The following is a 19,684-nucleotide window of genomic DNA, read 5'->3' as shown; positions in this document are numbered from 1 at the left end:
CGCGGTCAGGCCGGGCGCGGCATCGCGCCGTTCGCCGCCCTCTGCCGCGGTGGCGGCAACTCGTTCTCCTCCGGCATAGGCTCCTGCCGGTTGCCGGCGATCTCGATCACCTGCTTCGGCCGGAACAGGACGATGCCGTCCTCGTCGAAGCGCCGCTTCAGGCGGCGGTTGAACTCGCGCCCGACGCCCCATTGCTGCAGCGGCCGGCAGCGGATCGCGCCCTTCAGCACCGTGCCGTCGGCGCTGAAGCCGTCGACGCCCCAGATCTCGATCGGGGCGAGCATGTCGTACTTGAACTTCGGGTCGCTCCGGAGCTCCGCGCCGATCTCGCGCATGATGTCCATCGCCTGGTCGGCGTCGGATTCGAAGCCGATCGTGACCGCGACCTGGAAGATGCCGTAGCCGCGCGACGAGTTCTGCAGCGCCTTGATCTGGCTGAACGGCACCGAATAGAGCGCCCCGTCGCCGGCGCGGATCTTCACCGTGCGGATGTTGATACCTTCCACGACGCCGGCCTGCGTGCCGGTCGAGATCGTGTCGCCGATCGCCAGCGCGTCCTCGAACAGGAAGAAGAAGCCGGTGATGACGTCCTGCACGAGCTGCTGCGAGCCGAACGAGATCGCGATGCCGATGATGCCGGCGCCGGCGAGGAGCGGCGCGACGTTGACGCCGATATTCGCCAGAACCGCGATCACCGTGATGACCGAGAGCGCGGCGAAGACGAAGTTCCGGAGCAGCGGCAGCAGCGTCTTGATGCGAGCCGACTGCTGGCGCTGCCGGCCGAAATTGTCGACCGGGGCCAACGCGTGCTCGATCAGCGTGTCGACGGTGATCCAGATCAGCCAGACCACCAGCGGCACCAAGAGGATCGAAATCGCCGGCCGCAGCACCTGGCTGCCGGACGCGGTGGTGAGCCATTCCGCCACCTGGAAGCCCCAGAGATCGATGCAGGCGATGGCGACGACGATGGTGGTCGCGATCTGCAAGACGATGTGGAACAGGCCGAGATAGCGCCGGCCGAGCGCGTTGCGCGCCGTCGAGCGGCCGCGGCCGAGCTGTTCTCGCCACCGCGATACGGTCTCGTTCGCGAAGGCGAGGAAGAACAGGCCGGCGAGGATGAACATCACTGCGAACAGCGCGTCCTCGAAGAAGTTGTCGCCGCCGATGCCGAACAGCCGCGCCCCGACATTCGCGACGACGAACAGCATCGCGAAGACGTGCCAGAAGTTGGCGAAGGCGGTGATCACGGTGGCGAGCACGCCGGTGCCGTGGTCGCCTTCGGCCCGCCGCTGGCGGCCCTTGACGATCAGGCTGCGCACCGTGCGCCGGTGCCGCATCACGAAGAGGACCGTGAGGCCTGCCGTGAGAAGGTCGAGCGCCAGCGAGGCGACGTCGGCGACGTTGCGGCCGATCACCAGCCGCACGGCGAATTCGCGCATCAGACCCGCCGCGACGCCGGCCGAGGTGAGGATGCCGATCCAGGGCAGCAGCTTGAGGCGCGCGTAGTTCACCAGCTTCCAGCCGCGGCTGCGCACGAGCAGGAGGAGGCCGAAGCCGAAGAGCTGGCGGATCAGGGCCGGCAGCACGAACGGCGTCGTCAGCCCGAGGAAGAGCTGCGTGTCGCGCCAGCTATGCGAGAAGGCGGTCGTCCAGAGCGCGATGGCGACCACGCCGCCGAACCAGGGCAGGAGGTCGAAGAGAAGCTTCAGAGAAACGCGACGGAGGAGCTGCAGCCGGGTCTGCGACTTCCGGCGCAGGATCGTGCGTCGCGACCGGATCCAGCGGTTCCGCGACAGGAAGAGCATCACGCCGGCGACGACGCCGACGCCCGGCAGCGCCCAGGACAGGAAGCCGAGCGTCTCCTCGCCGCCGAAATTCGTCGCGGCCCGGTCCTGCAGCTCCGTCATCGCGTTCGCGAGCTTGATGTGCGGCGGATCGCCGAGCGCGGTCGTCGGAAACTCGTCGACCGCCTTCCCGACGTTGGTGGCGAGGGCGCCGATCAACCCCTCGGCAGGGAGCGCCGAGTTCTGTTCCGGCGCCGGCGGCCCCTGCATGACGAGGCCGGCGCGCATCTGCTCCAGCGAGCCGACGAAGTCGGTCCGCTGCTTGTCGTCCTTGAACAGCTGGATGATGCGGTCGAGCGCCTGGACGTCGGCCTGGCGGTCGGCGGGTTCGCCCGGCTTCGTCGCGTCGGCCGGTTGCGTCTCTGAGCCGACGAGCTTCGGGAGGCCGGGAATCTGGGCGCTGGCCGGAACGATCGATAGGCAAAGAACGATGAGGAAGCCGACGATCGAAGCGCGCGAGACCATGCCGTACCTTGATTCGAGCCGCTGCCGTCCGGGCAAGGACGACGTTGCGGCCGAGGGTTAAGACCCAAGGACTGGCGATTTGATGACGGCGGACGAATTTTTGCTGCGGTGCAGCAGGAACGGGTTGCGAGACCCGTTCCTACAGGGACGGGGGTCCCTCAGTTGGGCAGTTCGGTGGTGCGTTCCCGCAAGACGTCCAGCATGTCAGGCGTGAGCTTCTCGACACCCGACTGGTGCGCCTGCTGCACGGCGCGACGGAACACCTCCGCCTGGCTCTCGGCGCGGATCACCCGCTGGCAGCCTGGAATGACACCTTGGCAATCGAGTTCGAACATTCACTCCTCCCGAAGTGGCCGGACGGGCGCGGGGTTCGTGCCGCGTCGCAATGGATGATAGTCGTTTAAATTGCGTGAATACAGCCATCACGTCGCGGCTCACGAAAATAAGTTCTTCATTTTAGCTGACAAATCGGCTTCCGCCGTTACGGCCACCGCACCAGCGGCGGCATGGAAGAGAGGATCGACTCGACGTTGCCGCCCGTCTTCAGGCCGAACAGCGTGCCCCGGTCGTAGAGAAGATTGTACTCGACATAGCGGCCGCGCCGGACGAGCTGCTCCTCCCGGTCGGCTTCCGTGAATTCGGTGGCTGCGTTGCGGCGGACGATGTGCGGATAGACGACGAGAAACGCCTTCCCGACGTCGCGGGTGAAGGCGAAATCCGCGGCCCAGCCGCCGCTTTCGTCGGGTGAGCGGAGCCAGTCGTAGAAGATGCCGCCGACGCCGCGCGCTTCGTTGCGGTGCGGCAGGAAGAAGTACTCGTCGCACCACTGCTTGAAGCGATCGTGGTCCGCGACGCCCGAATGCCGGTCGCAGACGAACTTCATCGCGCGGTGGAAGGCGACCGTATCCGGATCGTCCTGCGTGCGTCGCCGGTCGAGCACCGGCGTCAGGTCCGCCCCCCCGCCGAACCATTGCCGCGTCGTCACGACCATGCGCGTGTTCATGTGGACGGCGGGCACGTGCGGGTTCCGCATGTGCGCGATCAGCGAGATGCCAGAGGCCCAGAAGCGCGGATCGTCCGTGGCGCCCGGAATCTGCGCGCGGAAGTCCGGCGAGAACTCGCCGAAGACGGTGGAGGTGTGGACGCCGACCTTCTCGAACACGCGGCCGTGCATCATCGACATGACGCCGCCCCCGCCGTTTTCGGCGCGCGACCATTCCGTCCGCTGGAAGCGGCCGGGTTCGCCCGGCACGTCGACCTCGGACTCGATCGCCTCGAATGTCTCGCACAAGCGGTCGCGCAGCGCCTCGAACCAGGTGCGGGCCTCATCCTTCTTCGCGTCGATATCGGACGGCAGGCCTTCGGGGAGGGGGGGCAAGTCCATGAAACCGTGTCTCCTCGATGAGCGGAAGGGACGCCGCTCCGGCTCAGGATTCCGGCCCGTTCGCGCCGGCAGGCCGGCCTAACAGGAAGGGAATGCTCGCGAAAGGGTGAAGTCTCCGCCGCGGCGGCGCCAACTATCGGTTTCGATTCGCAAATCCGGCGATGCGGCGCTATCTTCACGCAGAGTCAAACCTCGAAAGGTGGCGTCGCGTGGCCGACTCCTTTCCCCGCCCACCGCTCGCCGGGCTGGCCCGGCAGTTGCGCCGCGACCGGCGCGGCGTGGCCGCGCCCGCCGACAGTTTCGTCCGGGAAACCTTCGTCCTGCCGCGCGGGCATGCGCGCACCGTCGCGCGCGAATGGTTCGACAGGTACCCGAAGGCCGCCTACTGGACCTCGGTGGAAAGCTGGCGCGTGTTGCCGGGCGACGAGGTGGAGTTCACCATGCGCCGCCTGCCGACGGCGGACTGACCCTTCACGCGGCCCGGACGGGCGAAAGCGTCTCGCCGCCGCGGTTAGGGAGGCCGTTCGCCTTCGCCAGGATCTGCGGAAGCCGCTCCGGCGGCACCGGCCGCGACAGGAGGAAGCCCTGCACCTCGTGGCAATGGTCGGCCGCGAGGGCGGCGAGCTGGCTGTCCGTCTCGACGCCTTCCGCCGTGGTGCTGAGGCCGAGCGCCTTTCCGAGGCTGAGGATCGCCTGGACGACGGCTTTGCCGTTCTCGCTGCCGTCGATGCCGGAGATGAACTTCCGGTCGATCTTGATGACGTCGAACGGGTAGTCGCAGAGATAGCTCATCGACGAGTACCCCGTGCCGAAATCGTCGATGGCGAGCTTGACGCCGAGCTGCTTCAGCCGATCGAGCGTGGCGCGGGCCCGTTCCGCGTCTTCGAGGAGAACGCCCTCGGTGATCTCCAGTTCGAGCCTCCCCGGCGCGAGGCCGGTCTGCCGGAGCGCCGCCTCCACGGTTTCGACCAGCATGTCGTCGCGGAACTGCACCGGCGATACGTTCACCGATATGCCGATCTGCGGCAGCAGCACCGCCATGCGGCAGGCCGTCTCCAGGATCCATCGGCCGAGCGGAACGATCAGCCCGCTCCGTTCCGCCAGCGGGATGAAGTCGCCCGGCGCGATGCGGCCGCGTTCGGGGTGCGACCAGCGCACCAGCGCCTCGACGCTGCGCACGGTGCCGGCGCGCGTGTCGAACCGCGGCTGGTATTCCAGGAAGAACTCGCCCGCCGTGATGCCATGCCGCATCTCGTGAATCAGCGCGCGGTGCATCGCGATGCGGTCGTTCATCGCGGCCCCGAAGAAGCTGTAGGTGCCGCGCCCGTTCTGCTTCGAGCGGGCGAGCGCCGTGTCGGCGGCGCGCAGGAGATCGTCCGGCGTCGTTCCGTCTTGCGGGGCGACCGCGACGCCGACCGAAGCGCCGACCTTGAGGTCGCCGTTCTCGTGATGCACCGCCGCCGCACATGCGTCGAGGAGGCGCCGGCACAGCGCGTCGATCTCGTCTTCCGACAGGTTCGGCGCGGCGATGACGAACTCGTCGCCGCCGACCCGCGCGATCATCTGATCGTCCTTGAGGATGCGCCGGAAGCGGTCGGCCACCTCGCCGAGCACCCGGTCGCCGACCGAATGGCCGAAGGCATCGTTGATCGGCTTGAAGTCGTCGAGGTCGATGTAGAGCACCGCGAGCCGCGCCGCGGCGTGGGGCAGCGCGCCGCTCATGAAGCTCGCGAGCCGCGACCGGTTCGGCAGCGAGGTCGCGGCGTCGTGCTGCGCCTGGCGCTTGGCGTTCTCGAAGGCGGCGGCCATCTCGACGTTCTGCGTGACGTCGGTGGCGTACTTCACGATCTTGTACGGCCGGCCGTTCAGGTCGAGGATCGGGTTGTAGCTGGCCTGCAGCCATAGCTCGCGGCCGTCGCGCCCGATACGCTTGTACATGCCCTTGTGGAAGGTGCCGGAGCGCAGGCGGTTCCAGAACTCGCGGTACTCGGCCGTCGCCGCATGACCCGGTTCGACGAGCATGCTGTGATGCCGGCCGATCACGTCGGCGGCGGCGAAGCCGAAGGTCGCGAGGAGGCTTTCGTTCGCTTCGAGGATGATGCCGTCGAGCGTCATCGCGAGCACGCCCTGCGCCTTGTTGATCGCCTCGATCTGCCCGGCGTTCTCGGCTTGGCGCAGCTTTTCGGCGGAGATGTCGGCGGCGAACTTCACGACCTTGTACGGCCGCCCGTCCGGGTCGAAGATCGGGTTGTAGCTGGCCTGCAGCCAGATTTCGCGCCCGTCGTTGCCGATGCGCTTGAACTCGCCGCTCCGGTGCTGGCCTTCCCCGAGCGTCCGCCAGAACTGCCGATAGCTTTCGCCGTTCGCCTCGGCCTCTTCCACGAAGATGCGATGATGCCGGCCAAGGATCTCCGCGTAACGGTAGCCGGTCAGCTGCAGGAAGTTGTCGTTCGCGTCGAGGATCGTCCCGTCCAGCGCGAAGGAGACGACGCACTGCGATTTGTGGATTGCGGCGATCTGGCCCTCGTACTCGGCCTGCTGCAACTTGTCCGCGGTGATGACGGTCGCGTATTCCACGACGCGGGTCGGACGGCCGCCCATGTCGAAGACCGGATTGTAGGTCGCCTGGAGCCAGACCTCGCGCCCGTCCTTGCCGATGCGCTTGTACTGGCCGGACCGGTGCATGCCCTGCTTCAGGTCGTCCCAGAAGCGCAGATATTCGACGCTGTGCGCGTGCGACGGGCCGACGAACAGCCGATGGTGCCGGCCGACGATCTCGTCGAGCCGATAGCCCATGGCCCGCAGGAAGTTCTCGTTCGCGTGGACGATCGAGCCGTGCATGTCGAACGAGATCACGGCCTGCGATTTCTGGATCGCCGTGACCTGCCACTCGTATTCAGCCTGCCGCAGCCGCTCCGCGGTCACGTCGACGGCGTATTCGACGATCTTGATCGGCTGCCCTGCCGCATCGCAGATCGGACTGCAGTTCGACCGAAGCCAGACCTCGCGGCCGTCCTTGCCGATGCGCCGGTACTCGCCGGCCTGGTGCCGCCCCGCCGCAAGCGCCTCCCAGAACGCGGCCTGCGCCAAGCCGTCCGCCTCCTCGGGCGCGACGAAGAGGCCGTAGGGGCGCCCGACGATCTCGTCGAGCTCGTACCCGATGATGTTCAGGAAGATCCGGTTGGCGTCGAGGACGATGCCGTTGGCGGAGAACTGCACCACGGCCAGCGATCGGTTGATCGCCTCGATCTGGCCCCGCTCGTCCCATTCCTGCAGCTTCCGTGCGGTGACGTCGGAGACGATCGCGACGGTCTCCGGTTCTCGGCCCTCGCCGCCGGCGATGGTCGCGTACCGCGCTTCGACCCAGATCTCGCTGCCGTTCTTGCGCAGGCGGCGAAGGGTCGCAGGCGCGTTCCGGCCCGTGGGCGGACGGACCCGCTGCCCGGCCCCGACGGCTGGATCGCTTTCGGAGCGCGCGAAGGTCGCGATGTCGGTGCCGATGATCTCGTCGAGCTCATAGCCGAACATCCGGAGGAACAGGTTGTTCGCCCGGCGAATCCGCCCGTCGGCGTCGAACGCCACGACCGCGAAGTTGCGGTTCAAGGCCTGCAACTCCGCCGGAACCCTGTCCGACCCCTGCACTTCGAGCTCCCTGCGATCCCGGATGCGATGCTGGGACTCTATTCGGCCCGGCTTAAGGTTTTCTGTCCGTTCGCCAATTCGGTTCCGCGAGATCGTTAGCAGTGAAGAAGATCAATCAAGAGTTGCGAGAAACTAACTAGCTATATATCGGCAGATGTACTCTACCGGCTGGAGGTTTGCCGGAGGGCTTCGGCCGCGCCTATGCCGACGGCGACGGCAAGGTTGAACGAGCGCGCGCCGGGCCGCATGGGGATGGTGACGCGAAGGTCGGCGGCGGCGTGGACACCGGGTGGCACGCCGGCGCTTTCACGGCCGAACAGCAGGATATCGCCTGCCTCGAAGCGGGCCAGCGTATACGCCGTCTCGGCCTGCGTCGTGAACAGGATCAGCCGCCGATGCGCCTCGCGCCTCCACGCGTCGAACGCGTCCCAACCGGAATGTCGGGTCAGCGCCGCCATCTCGAGGTAGTCCATGCCGGCGCGGCGCAGGGCGCGGTCGGAGGCGTCGAATCCCGCCGGTTCGATGAGGTGCACCGCGAGTCCAAGACAGGCCGCGGTGCGCAGGATCGTGCCCGTATTGCCGGCGATGTCGGGCTGGTACAGCGCGATCGAGGGGCGGCCGGCCGGGTCCTCCCCGGCGGCATCTTCGGCTGACAATTCGGGACGCTGCTCCTATATCCGGTCGCGATACGGGCGGACATGGCGTGCGCGCCGACCGCAACACGCACGCAACGATCGGTAGTTCATGTTCGCCTTGTTCGAAAGGCTGGTCGAGCCGTTTCCGAAGGAGCGGATCGGCAGCCCACCCGCCACGTTCTGGCGTTTCGTCTGGTTCTACGCCAGACCGCTCTGGCCGCTGTTCGCGTGGTTGGCGGTGCTGTCGGCGTTCATCGCCGTGCTCGAAGTCTCGCTCTTCGGCTTCCTCGGCCACATCGTCGACTGGTTGAACGGTCTCGACCGCGCGACCTTCCTCGCGAGCCAGGGCTGGTGGCTGGCAGGCATGGCCCTCGTCGTTCTGCTCGTCCTGCCCGGTGCGATCTTCGTCAACGGCCTGATCCTGTTCCAGGCGCTGTTCGGCAACTTCCCGATGCGGTTCCGCTGGATGGTGCACAACTGGCTGCTCGACCAGTCGCTTGCCTTCTTCCAGGACGAGTTCGCCGGCCGCGTCGCGACGAAGATGATGCAGACGGCGCTGGCGCTTCGGTCGGCGATCACGAAGTCGATCGACGTCCTGCTCTACGTCGCGGTCTATTTCGGCGGCGTGCTGGTGCTTGTCGCCGCCTCCGACTGGCAGATGGTGCTGCCGTTCCTCGGTTGGCTGGCGCTCTACGCGGTGCTGCTGCGCTTCTTCATCCCGCGGCTGATGGCGGTGGCGGAGCGGCAGGCCGATGCCCGCGCCCTGATGACGGGACGCATCGTCGACGCCTACGCCAACATCGGCACGGTGAAGCTCTTCGCCCATACGCGGCGCGAGGCGGCGTTCGCGCGCGACGCGATGACCTCCTTCCTCGATCCCGTCTACGGGCAGGGGCGGCTGATCAACGGCTTCCTGATCAGCCTGACGGTGCTGAACGCCCTTCTGCTCTTCTCGGTCGGCGCGCTCGGCATCGCCCTCTGGCTGAACGGGCTGGTGACGGTCGGCGCGATCGCCGTCTCGGTCGGTCTGGTGCTGCGCCTCAACGGCATGTCGCAATGGGTGATGTGGGAAATCTCGGACCTCTTCGAGAACATCGGCACGATCCGCGACGGCGCCGCGACCTTCGCCCAGCCGATCGCGCTCACCGACCGGCCGGGCGCGAAGGAACTGGCGGTCGCGCAGGGTGAGGTCCGCTTCGAGAACGTCGGCTTCTCCTACGCGACGGCGCGGCCGCATCGCGGCGCGGGACCGGTGGTCGAGGGTTTCTCGCTGACGATCCGGCCGGGCGAGAAGGTCGGCCTTGTCGGACGCTCCGGTGCCGGCAAGACGACGTTGTTCAACCTGCTGCTGCGCTTCTACGACGTGCAGTCCGGCCGCATTCTGATCGACGGGCAGGACATCGCCGGCGTCACGCAGGGTTCGCTGCGCTCGGCGATCGGCATGGTGACGCAGGACATCTCGCTGCTGCACCGCTCGATCCGCGAGAACGTCATGTATGGCCGGCCGGAAGCATCCGACGCCGATCTCATGCGCGCCGTCGACCGGGCCGAGGCACGCGACTTCATCGAGCGGCTGGTGGATCAGGAAGGCCGCTCCGGCCTTGATGCCGAGGTGGGCGAGCGCGGCATCAAGCTTTCCGGCGGCCAGCGCCAGCGCATCGCCATCGCGCGGATCATGCTGAAGGACGCGCCGATCCTGCTCCTCGACGAGGCGACCTCGGCGCTCGACTCCGAGGTCGAGGCGGCGATCCAGGAGAACCTCTACCGGCTGATGGAGGGGAAAACGGTGATCGCCATCGCGCACCGCCTGTCCACCATCGCCAGCCTCGACCGGCTGATCGTCCTCGACAAGGGCCGGATCGTGGAGGAGGGGCCGCACGACCAGCTGCTGGCGGCCGACGGCCTCTATGCGCATCTCTGGCGTCGGCAGGTCGGCGGCTTCATCGACGCCGACGATCCCGCGCAGCCCGCAGCCAAGGCGGCGGAATGATCGACCGCTTCCTTCGCTGGTTCGAGAACGTCGTCGATCCGTTCGGCGACGCGGACCGCGAAGTCGCCGGCGGCGCGCGGATCGGCGCGCTGACGCCGCTGCCGAACGTCGCATGGCGGTTCATCTGGCACTTCGCCAGGCAGGCGAAGCTGCCGCTTCTCGGGCTGCTCGTCACTGGCGGCCTCACCGGCGGCGTCGAGGCGATGCTCTATTCCGGCGTCGGCTGGGTGGTGGACGCGCTGGAGTCGTCCAGCCCGGCAACCCTGCTTACGGATCACTTCTGGCTGCTCGCGGCGCTGCTCGGGCTGACGCTCGTCGTACGCTCGCTCGTGCTCTTCGCCGGCGCGCTGTTCGAAGAGCAGGTGATCGTTCCGAGCTTCTACAGCCGCATCCGCTGGCAGTCGTACCGGCGGCTGATGGACCAGCCCTACACCTTCTTCCAGAACGACTTCGCCGGCCGCATCGCGCAGAAGGTGGTCCAGGTCGGCGAGGCGGCCGGCGACTTCGTGGTGACGCTGCTGCAGACGTTCTGGAGCTTCGTCACCTTCGTGATCCTCGGCGTCGCGATCCTCGGCACGATCGATCCGTGGATGGCGCTCGTCCTGTTCGTCTGGGCGCTCGGCTATCTCTGGATCGTAGTGCGGCTCCTGCCACGCATCCGCAAATGGGGCCGTGCCACGGCGGATTCCCGCTCCGTCGTTTCCGGGCGGATCGTCGATTCCTTCACCAACATCCTCTCCGTGAAGCTGTTCGATGCCGAGCGCAGCGAGGACGCCTATGTCCGGGACGGCTTCGAGCAGTTTCTTCAGAACGTACGGAAGCTGACGCGTTCGCTCACCGGTGTCAGAACCGCCGTCAACGTCTTGAACGGCCTGATGATCACGGCGATCGGCGTGCTCGCCATCCATGCGTGGCAGACCGGCGCGATCACGTCGGGCGCCGTCGCGACCGCGCTCGGCCTCGTCCTGCGCCTCAACCAGATGTCGGGCTGGATGATGTTCAACATCAACGGTCTCGTGCGCAACTACGGCACGGTGCAGGACGCCGTCGCGACCGTTTCCGCGCCGCCGGCACTGCTCGACCGGCCGGACGCGAAGCCGCTTGAGGTCGCGCGCGGCGAAATCCGCTTCGAGGCGGTGACGTTTCACTACGGCAAGGGGTCCGGCGTCATCGAGAACCTGTCGCTGCTGGTCCGGCCGGGCGAGAAGATCGGCCTCGTCGGCCGCTCCGGTGCCGGCAAGACGACGCTCGTCAACCTCCTGCTGCGGCTCTACGATCTCGAAGGTGGGCGCATCCTGATCGACGGGCAGGATATCGCCGGCGTCACGCAGGGCTCGCTGCGCTCGCGGATCGGCGTCGTCACCCAGGACACGTCGCTGCTGCACCGCTCGATCCGCGACAACATCGCCTACGGCCGCCCAGACGCCCCGGAAGACGAGATCGTCGCCGCGGCACGCCGCGCCAACGCCGAGGACTTCATCGAGGGCCTGAAGGACCTGCGCGACCGGGAAGGCTACGACGCGCATGTCGGCGAGCGCGGCATCAAGCTCTCCGGCGGGCAGCGTCAGCGCATCGCCATCGCGCGGGTGCTTCTGAAGAACGCGCCGATCCTCGTCCTGGACGAGGCGACCTCGGCGCTCGATTCCGAGGTGGAGGCCGCGATCCAGGAGAACCTCGCCGCGATGATGGCCGGCAAGACCGTCATCGCCATCGCGCACCGCCTGTCGACCATCGCGGCGCTCGACCGGCTGATCGTGCTCGACAAGGGCCGGATCGTCGAAGAGGGGGCGCATGCCGACCTGATCCGGCGCGGTGGCCTTTATGCCGACCTCTGGTCCCGCCAGTCCGGCGGCTTCCTCGCCGGCGAAGCGGCGGAATAGCGGTCTCGCGCCCGCTCGCTTGCCCGGAGCCTTCCTGTCGCAGCGACATGGTGGCTGGCGTTGCCCATATGCGCTGGACAAGCGAAAACCTGCCGCCTAGAACGCGTCCAATCTGAAAGTACGGGAAAGCTGCCACGAGCTTCCCGATCGCTTGCGGAAGCATCCGGTTCCCGTCAGAAATGCCGCGTCCGGAAGCATCGGAATCGACAAGGAGCGCCCGAGCGTGAGCGTGAACGAGACTGCAGAGCCGACCCGCCGCGACTTCCTGTACATCGCGACGGGCGCCGCTGGAGCCGTCGGCGCGGCGGCTGCCGTCTGGCCGTTCATCGATCAGATGAACCCGGACGCCGGCACGCTGGCTCTCGCCGCGATCGAGGTCAACGTCTCGTCCGTCGCCGCCGGCCAGTCGATCACCGCGAAGTGGCGCGGCAAGCCGGTGTTTATCCGGCAGCGGACCCCCGAAGAGGTCGAGGCCGCCAAGCAGGTGCCGCTCGCCGACCTGAAGGACCCCGTCGCCCGCAACGAGAACCTCGCTTCCGACGCGGACGCGACGGATGCCAACCGTACCGCCAAGGGCAAGGAGCAGTGGCTCGTGATGGTCGGCGTCTGCACCCATCTCGGCTGCATCCCCCTCGGCCAGTCCGGCCCATTCAACGGCTGGTTCTGCCCGTGCCACGGCTCCGCCTACGACACGGCCGGCCGCATCCGGCAGGGACCCGCGCCGCAGAACATGGCGATCCCGCCGTTCGAATTCATCTCCGACACGACCGTCCGGATCGGTTGAGATCCGGGAAGGGGAGAGCGCAAGACCCATGAGTGGCCATTCATCCTACGTCCCGCAGAACGGCGTCATGCGCTGGCTCGATGCCCGCCTGCCGCTGCCCCGGCTCGTCTACGACTCGTTCATCGCCTACCCGGTGCCGCGCAACCTGAACTACGCCTACACGTTCGGCGGCATCCTGGCGCTGTTTCTCGGGCTGCAGATCCTCACCGGCGTCGTCCTCGCCATGCATTATGCCGCCTCTTCGGCGCTGGCCTTCCATTCGGTCGAGCGCATCGTGCGCGACGTGAACTGGGGCTGGCTGCTCCGCTACATGCACGCCAACGGCGCCTCGTTCTTCTTCATCGCCGTCTACTGCCACATCTTCCGCGGCCTCTACTACGGCTCCTATAAGGCGCCGCGCGAGGTGCTCTGGATCCTCGGCGTCGTGATCTTCCTCCTGATGATGGCGACCGCCTTCATGGGCTACGTCCTGCCGTGGGGCCAGATGAGCTTCTGGGGCGCGACCGTGATCACCGGCTTCTTCACCGCCTTTCCGCTGATCGGCGACCCGATCCAGCAGCTTCTGCTCGGCGGCTTCGCGGTGGACAACGCGACCCTCAACCGCTTCTTCTCGCTGCACTACCTCCTGCCGTTCATGATCGCCGGCGTCGTCGTGCTGCACGTCTGGGCGCTGCACGTCGTCGGCCAGACCAACCCGACCGGCGTCGAGGTCAAGGCGTCGAAGGACACCGTCCCCTTCACCCCGCACGCGACGGTGAAGGACGGGTTGGCGATGGTCGTGTTCCTCGCGCTCTTCGCCTACTTCGTGTTCTACCTGCCGAACTATCTCGGCCACCCGGACAACTACATCGCGGCAAACTCGCTGAAGACGCCGGCGCATATCGTGCCGGAATGGTACTTCCTGCCGTTCTACGCGATGCTGCGCGCCATCACCTTCAACATCGGTCCAATCGACTCGAAGCTCGGTGGCGTGCTGGTGATGTTCGGCTCGATCATCGTCCTGTTCTTCCTGCCCTGGCTCGACACCAGCCGCGTGCGCTCGACCGCCTACCGGCCGCTCTACAAGATCTTCTTCTGGATCTTCGCGGCCGACGCGGTCGTCCTCGGCTGGCTGGGTTCGCGTCCGGCGGAGGGCATCTATCCGACGCTCGCGCTGATCGGCACGATCTACTACTTCGCGCACTTCCTGATCGTCCTGCCGGTGCTCGGGCTGATCGAGACACCGCGCAAGCTGCCGGCCTCGATTACCGAGGCGGTGCTCGGGCGGCATGCGGGACATGCCATGCCGAGCGCCGCGGCGGCTTCGCCGGAAACCAAGGGCTGATGGGGCGGCCGAGGGGAACCATGACCATGAAGACGCTTCTGGCCGCCGCCTGCGCGGCGGCCTTCCTGGCAGCGCCCGCCCTGGCGCAGGACGCGCCGAAGCCGGCGGTGCCGACCTCCGAGAAGGTTTCGCCCGCGACGACGCCGGGCGATACGCAGGCGCGCAATCCGGGCGCGGCGACATCCGGCGAGGGCACCGGCTTCGGCAACGGCCCGTCGCACGACACGCCGGAGGCCGAGGCGCATTCCGATACGCCGCACTACCCGCTGGAGCATCCGCCAACGCTGAACTGGTCCTTCGCGGGGCCGTTCGGCCACTGGGACGTCGCCCAGCTCCAGCGCGGCCTGAAGATCTACAAGGAGGTCTGCTCGGCCTGCCATTCGCTGGAGCTCGTGGCGTTCCGCGATCTCCGCGCGCTCGGCTACAACGAAGGCCAGGTGAAGGCCTTCGCCGCCGAATACGACATCCAGGACCCGACGCCGAACGCGGACGGCGAGATGGTAACGCGCAAGGGCATCCCGTCCGACTACTTCCCGTCGCCCTATCCGAATTCGGAAGCCGCGGCCGCCGCGAACAACGGCGCGGCGCCGCCGGACCTGTCGCTGATGGCGAAGGCGAGGGCGGTGGAGCGCGGCTTCCCGACCTTCCTTCTCGATATCTTCCCCTGGTCGCAGTACCAGGAAGGCGGACCGGACTACATCCACGGGCTGCTGACCGGCTACGGCCGCACCCCGCCGGAAGGTGTCGTGGTGCAGCCGGGTACCCACTACAACCCGCATTTCATCGCCGGACCGGCGCTGGCCATGCCGCAGCCGATCCAGGACGATCAGGTCACCTACGACGACGGCACGCCGCAGAAGCTCGATCAGTACGCCCGCGATGTCGCGGCCTTCCTGATGTGGACCGCCGAGCCGCATCTCGTCGAGCGCAAGGCGACCGGCATGGTCGTGATCGTGTTCCTCATCTCCTTCTCGGTGCTGCTGGCGCTGGTGAAGCGCCGCGTCTGGTCCGACACGCCGCACTGAACGGGTTGGCGCGCCGGAACGGGATGGGATGGAGGGGCCGAAAGGCCCCTTCGTCGTTTCCGGCCCCGTGCGCGCCGCTCCCGGATCGGTGTCACGATCGCTCTCGCGCTGCCGCCGGCCGCAGCCTCAGACGAAGAACTGCTTGATCTTTTCGGCCACGCCGGGGGTTGCGACCGCCATCAGTCGATACCCGGTCCAGCGGCTCAGCCACGGTGCGCCGTAGTATCTGGATCCCATGATGCGCAGCGCTTCCATGCGCCTACCGGCCATGGCGGCGTCGAGCGCCGCTCCCACCGCTATGCGCCGCAGGAGGTCGTCGCGGGCGTCGTCCTCGCGCTCGAGCTCCTGATCGGCCAGGACGGAGTCGAAGAAAAGGTCCTCGCGCGTGTTGATGGCTCTGGATCGCGCGATCGAGTTCCGGGTGAGCCGGTACTTCGAGACGTATTCCGGAACGAAGACGAAACTGCCGGCTTCCGCCTTCTTCGCGATGCCGATGATGAAATCCGCATCGACGGCGTGTCCGACGAGTTCCTCGCTGCGGAGGGGCGAGGCCTTCGCGGCCTGCGCGTCGAGAAGGTAGCCGTTGTTCGGCACCTGATGCCAGAGTGCCGCCCGCAGCGGCGACGCCTGAACGCCCGCCCAAGGCGGGACCCGCCGGTCGCGCTGGTTCCAGCTGCTAGTCGACTCGGCGACGATCGTCCCGTCCTCTTCCACGATGTACTGCAGGCCGTAGAGGCATGTCGCGTTCGGGTGGGCCTCGAGTTGGCTCGCCAGAATATCCACGCCGCCGTCGCACAGCAGGTCGTCGTCGTGCAGGAGCATCAGGTGCGACCCGGTTGCCTGCTCGATCAGGCTGTTGACGTTGCGCGATTGGCCGAGCGTTTCGGGGTTGCGGCGATAATGCAGCTCCACTCCGGGGGGCGGCTGCATGGAGACCGCGACACGTTCCACTTCGTCGGAAACGGAGTCGTCGCCCACGATGATCTCGATTGGCCGGAAGCGTTGCCGGAAGCAGCTCTCGATCGCCTCGCCGATGAGGTGCGGCCGCTCGAAGGCCGGCATGCAGATCGTCAGCTTGCGCATTCTGAGACGTTCGGCGAACCGAGCCTCAATGGCCCGCCACTCCCGGTACGGGCGAGGCGGACGCATCCGGCGTGAAGGAGACGATCGCACGCGCCGATACACCGGTACGGCCCAGATTCGGTCGAGATCAGACGCTTTTCCCCCCGTCCCTCGCGGTTTCGCGGGCTCAGCGCCGAAGCAATGCGCCTCTCAGGAAGGCGACATTCTCTCCCATCGGCCCCCGAGCCAGAGATGTCACAACGATAAGATGAACGCCGGCGAACACTGCTGTCTTACACCCGCCGTCCAGCCACATTCCGTCACGGAATGTAACGTATGTATCCACAGAGCGCAACGCGGCGAACGCTGCAACCCCGGCGAGCATCGGTCCGCCGACGGGCCGGGCCAGCGCCATCCAGGGCAGGCTAAGCGTTCGCAGCGTGGCGTGGATGGTGAACGGCGCTTCGGCGATGAGCCCGGCCGCGTAGACGACGGCCAGCGTATCCGGCTGCGCGGGCCGGATAAGGAGGATGGGCAGCAGGACGAGACCTGCCTTCAGTAGCATCAGGCGCAGCAGCAGATCGGGGCGCCCCGCGGCGTTCAGGTAGGAGCCGGCGCCGAACAGGATGCTGTGGACGCCGCCGACGAGCAGGAGCGGCGTCATGACGGCCTCGGCTCCGGTCCAGCGGGGCCCGAAGGCCAGTTCCCGCAGTTCCGGCGCGAGTCCGGCGAGCAGGAAGAACGGAGGGGCTCCCAGCATGGCCGAGATCGAGGTCGTGCGAACGAAAAGACGGCGTATGCGGTCGCGATCGTCGGACACTTCCGAGAGCACGGTAAGGCCGACGCTCGAGACGCTGTTCTGAAAGAGCTGCATCAGGAACTGGTAGAGCCGGTTCGACAGCGCGAAGACCCCGTAGGACGCGGTTCCGAGTTGCGTCACGATGAGGAAATCGACCGTCCGCTGCGCAGCGAAATCCACGAGGCGCGACGCGATGAGGTTGGACCCGAACGTGCCGATCGTGCGCAGGGCGACGAGGTTGATCCGCAAGTTCGGCCGCCAGACCGGACGCGCCCATAGCCAGACGAAGCCGAGGAGGATTTGCGCCACGAACTGACCGACGAGCGCCCATCCGCCGAAGCCGGCGAACGCCATGCCGATGCCGACGAAGCCGGCCGCGACGCCGCAGGCGAGGGTGCGCAGCGCGAGCCGCCGGAATTCCAGCGCGCGCTTCAGCATCGCTTCCTGAAAACCCGTCGCGACCGCGAACGGGACGGCGGCGCACGTGACCATCAGCAGCGGCGCGAGCTGCGGGTTTCCCATCAGCGCCGCGATGCGATCGGCCAGGAGCGCGGCGACCAGCGAGAGGAGGGCCGACAGTCCGAGGGCGAGGAAGAACGGCGCGTTCGCGTCTTCCGGCTCCAGCTTCTTGTTTTGGATCACGGCGTCGCCGAAGCCGAGTTCGGAGACGAGCGATACGACGCTGAAGACCAGGATCGCCGAGGCGGCAAGGCCGAACTCGCCCGGCGACAGCAGGCGGCCGAGAACCAGGAAGACCAGCATCGCAACGGCGCGGCCGCCCCAGTTCTGCACCAGCGACCAAAGGAAGGCACGAACGGCGGTGCGGCGCAGATCGCCGGCGCCGCCGCTCATGCGGGCGCGTCGCGCGCGTCTCCGGCGCTATCGAAGGGCAGTCCCGATGGCATCGCCATCGCTCCGCGCGAGGGGTCGAATCAGTTGTTGAACTTGAACATCATCACGTCGCCGTCGGAAACGACGTATTCCTTGCCTTCGTCGCGCGCCTTGCCGGCTTCCTTCGCCGCGACCTCGCCGCCGAGGCCGACGAAATCGGCATAGGCGATGGTCTGGGCCCGGATGAAGCCCTTCTCGAAGTCGGTGTGGATGACGCCCGCCGCCTGGGGCGCCTTCGAGCCGCGCCGCACCGTCCAGGCGCGCGTCTCCTTCGGGCCGACGGTGAAATAGGTGATGAGGCCGAGCAGGCCGTAGCCGGCGCGGATCAGCCGGTCGAGGCCGGGCTCGGCGAGGCCGAGCGCCTCCAGATAGTCCGGCACCTCCTCGTCCGGTAGCTGCGCGACCTCGGCCTCGATCGCGGCGGAGATGACGACGCTGGCCGCGCCCTGGCGCTCCGCCATCGCCTCGACCGCCTTCGAATAGTCGTTTCCGCTCGCGGCGTCGGTTTCCGCGACGTTGCAGACGTAGAGGACCGGCTTCGAGGTCAGGAGGTTCAGCCCCTTCAGGACAGCGGTCTCTTCCGCCGCCATGCCCTTCAGCAGCACCCGCGCCGGCTCGCCGTTCTGCAGCTTCGCCAGCACCGCCTCCATGACGGGCAGGAGCGTCAGCGCCTCCTTCTCCTTGCCCTGCGCGCGCTTCCGCACCTGCACGATGCGCCGCTCGGTGGATTCGAGGTCGCTCAGCATCAGTTCGGTTTCGACCGTCTCGGCGTCGGAAACCGGATCGATGCGGCCCTCGACATGCGTGATGTCGTCGTTCTCGAAACAGCGCAGCACGTGCGCCACCGCGTCTACCTCGCGGATGTTGGCGAGGAACTGGTTGCCGAGCCCTTCGCCCTTCGACGCGCCGCGGACAAGGCCCGCGATGTCGACGAAGGTGATGCGCGTCGGGATGACCTGCGCCGACTTGCCGATGGTGGCGAGCCTCGTCAGCCGCTCGTCCGGCACGGCGACGTCGCCGGTGTTCGGCTCGATCGTGCAGAACGGATAGTTCGCGGCCTGCGCGGCGGCCGTCTTGGTCAACGCGTTGAAGAGCGTCGACTTGCCGACGTTCGGCAGGCCGACGATGCCGCATCTGAAACCCATCGGGTTCTCGTCCTTCGGTATGTTCTCGCCCGTTCAGGGCTGTTTCGTACGCGATCGCCGCCGGGTCAACGGCACGGGGCGTGTCAATCCTTGCGGCCGAACATCCGTTTCAGCATGTCGGCCATCGGTCCGGTGACCGGAAGCGCGGGCTTGCCGCCGGACCGCGCCTGCCGGATATGGCTCTGTCCCTTGGCCTTTGCCGGCGCGGCCGAGCCCTTGGCCGACACCGGCTCGTCGCCGCCGCTCGTCGCCACGTGGACGCGGTTCATGAACTGCGCATCCTCGCCCCGGACAAGCGCTTCCGCGTTGCGCCCGACCGCTTCCAGCAGCGGCTCCAGCCAGTCGCGATCCGTCTTGTGGAAGTCCGACAGCACGTGGCCGTTCACCCGTTCCTTCGAGCCAGGATGCCCGATGCCGAGCCGGACCCGGCGGTAGTCCTTGCCGAGATGCGCGTCGATGGATTTCAGGCCGTTATGGCCGCCGTTGCCGCCGCCGGTCTTCACCCGCACCTTGCCGGGGGCGAGGTCGAGCTCGTCGTGGATCACGACGATCCGGTCGGGCTCCAGCTTGTAGAACCGCGCTGCATCGCCGACCGACTCGCCGGAAACGTTCATGAACGTCAGCGGCTTGAGGAGCAGCACCTTTTCGCCGCCGATCTGGCCCTCGGAAATCTCGCCCTTGAACTTGCGGCTCCAGGGCGAGAAGCCGGGATGGCGCTGGATCTCGTCCAGCGCCATGAAGCCAATGTTGTGGCGGTGTCCGGCATATTGCGGGCCCGGATTGCCGAGCCCAACCAAGAGGAGCATGCCGGACT

Annotated in this window: 15 protein-coding genes; 6 read left to right on the top strand and 9 right to left on the bottom strand. The window is 67.4% G+C overall.

What is annotated here, in order from left to right:
• Positions 1-5: 5 nt before the first annotated feature.
• From F6X38_RS11390 to hemF, 3 genes are all read right to left on the bottom strand, one after another.
• Complete coding sequence (locus tag F6X38_RS11390) at positions 6-2,309, bottom strand: mechanosensitive ion channel family protein (RefSeq protein WP_150969945.1); 2,304 nt, start codon at positions 2,307-2,309, stop codon at positions 6-8.
• Between the two features lie 158 nt (positions 2,310-2,467).
• Entirely contained in the window at positions 2,468-2,644 is a 177-nt protein-coding gene (locus tag F6X38_RS11385; protein WP_150969944.1) for a DUF1059 domain-containing protein, read from the bottom strand.
• 146 nt (positions 2,645-2,790) lie between these two features.
• The gene (gene hemF, locus F6X38_RS11380) at positions 2,791-3,693 is read right to left on the bottom strand and encodes an oxygen-dependent coproporphyrinogen oxidase (RefSeq protein ID WP_150969943.1); all 903 of its coding nucleotides are present in this window, start codon (positions 3,691-3,693) and stop codon (positions 2,791-2,793) included.
• 209 nt (positions 3,694-3,902) lie between these two features.
• Between hemF and F6X38_RS11375 the strand changes: the two genes are divergently transcribed.
• Entirely contained in the window at positions 3,903-4,160 is a 258-nt protein-coding gene (locus F6X38_RS11375; protein ID WP_150969942.1) for a hypothetical protein, read from the top strand.
• A 4-nt stretch (positions 4,161-4,164) separates the two neighbouring features.
• On the opposite strand, the gene F6X38_RS11370 is transcribed toward F6X38_RS11375, so the two are convergent.
• Complete coding sequence (locus F6X38_RS11370) at positions 4,165-7,296, bottom strand: GGDEF and EAL domain-containing protein (RefSeq protein ID WP_150969941.1); 3,132 nt, start codon at positions 7,294-7,296, stop codon at positions 4,165-4,167.
• Positions 7,297-7,496: 200 nt separating this feature from the next.
• Positions 7,497-7,991 carry a tRNA (cytidine(34)-2'-O)-methyltransferase gene (locus F6X38_RS11365; RefSeq protein ID WP_246191301.1) on the bottom strand — a complete coding sequence of 165 codons (495 nt, stop codon included), beginning with the start codon at positions 7,989-7,991 and terminating at the stop codon, positions 7,497-7,499.
• 88 nt (positions 7,992-8,079) lie between these two features.
• On the opposite strand from F6X38_RS11365, the gene F6X38_RS11360 reads away from it, so the two are divergent.
• The 5 genes from F6X38_RS11360 to F6X38_RS11340 all read left to right on the top strand — a co-directional run bounded on the left by F6X38_RS11360 (position 8,080) and on the right by F6X38_RS11340 (position 14,973).
• Positions 8,080-9,960 carry an ABC transporter ATP-binding protein gene (locus F6X38_RS11360; RefSeq protein WP_150969940.1) on the top strand — a complete coding sequence of 627 codons (1,881 nt, stop codon included), beginning with the start codon at positions 8,080-8,082 and terminating at the stop codon, positions 9,958-9,960.
• Complete coding sequence (locus tag F6X38_RS11355; RefSeq protein ID WP_150969939.1) at positions 9,957-11,840, top strand: ABC transporter ATP-binding protein; 1,884 nt, start codon at positions 9,957-9,959, stop codon at positions 11,838-11,840. The genes F6X38_RS11360 and F6X38_RS11355 overlap by 4 nt, the downstream gene beginning before the upstream one ends.
• A 223-nt stretch (positions 11,841-12,063) precedes the next feature.
• Positions 12,064-12,624 (top strand): ubiquinol-cytochrome c reductase iron-sulfur subunit, encoded by a 561-nt coding sequence (gene petA / locus F6X38_RS11350; protein WP_150969938.1) that lies wholly within the window; start codon positions 12,064-12,066, stop codon positions 12,622-12,624.
• 28 nt (positions 12,625-12,652) lie between these two features.
• A complete protein-coding gene (locus F6X38_RS11345) occupies positions 12,653-13,948 on the top strand; it encodes a cytochrome b (RefSeq protein WP_150969937.1) in 1,296 nt (431 codons plus the stop codon).
• Positions 13,949-13,974: 26 nt separating this feature from the next.
• A complete protein-coding gene (locus F6X38_RS11340; protein ID WP_150970026.1) occupies positions 13,975-14,973 on the top strand; it encodes a cytochrome c1 in 999 nt (332 codons plus the stop codon).
• Positions 14,974-15,099: 126 nt separating this feature from the next.
• On the opposite strand, the gene F6X38_RS11335 is transcribed toward F6X38_RS11340, so the two are convergent.
• The 4 genes from F6X38_RS11335 to pth all read right to left on the bottom strand — a co-directional run bounded on the left by F6X38_RS11335 (position 15,100) and on the right by pth (position 19,676).
• Entirely contained in the window at positions 15,100-16,056 is a 957-nt protein-coding gene (locus F6X38_RS11335; protein WP_161992724.1) for a glycosyltransferase, read from the bottom strand.
• Between the two features lie 166 nt (positions 16,057-16,222).
• Positions 16,223-17,686, bottom strand: coding sequence for an oligosaccharide flippase family protein (locus F6X38_RS11330; RefSeq protein ID WP_150969935.1), 1,464 nt, complete (start codon positions 17,684-17,686; stop codon positions 16,223-16,225).
• Between the two features lie 80 nt (positions 17,687-17,766).
• Positions 17,767-18,870 (bottom strand): redox-regulated ATPase YchF, encoded by a 1,104-nt coding sequence (gene ychF / locus F6X38_RS11325; protein WP_150969934.1) that lies wholly within the window; start codon positions 18,868-18,870, stop codon positions 17,767-17,769.
• An 83-nt stretch (positions 18,871-18,953) separates the two neighbouring features.
• Positions 18,954-19,676 (bottom strand): aminoacyl-tRNA hydrolase, encoded by a 723-nt coding sequence (gene pth, locus F6X38_RS11320; protein ID WP_150969933.1) that lies wholly within the window; start codon positions 19,674-19,676, stop codon positions 18,954-18,956.
• Positions 19,677-19,684: the final 8 nt, after the last annotated feature.

It is taken from the genome of Plantimonas leprariae (assembly GCF_008802405.1).
GTDB lineage: Bacteria > Pseudomonadota > Alphaproteobacteria > Rhizobiales > Rhizobiaceae > Plantimonas > Plantimonas leprariae.
This window is presented reverse-complemented; position numbering and strand designations above follow the sequence as displayed.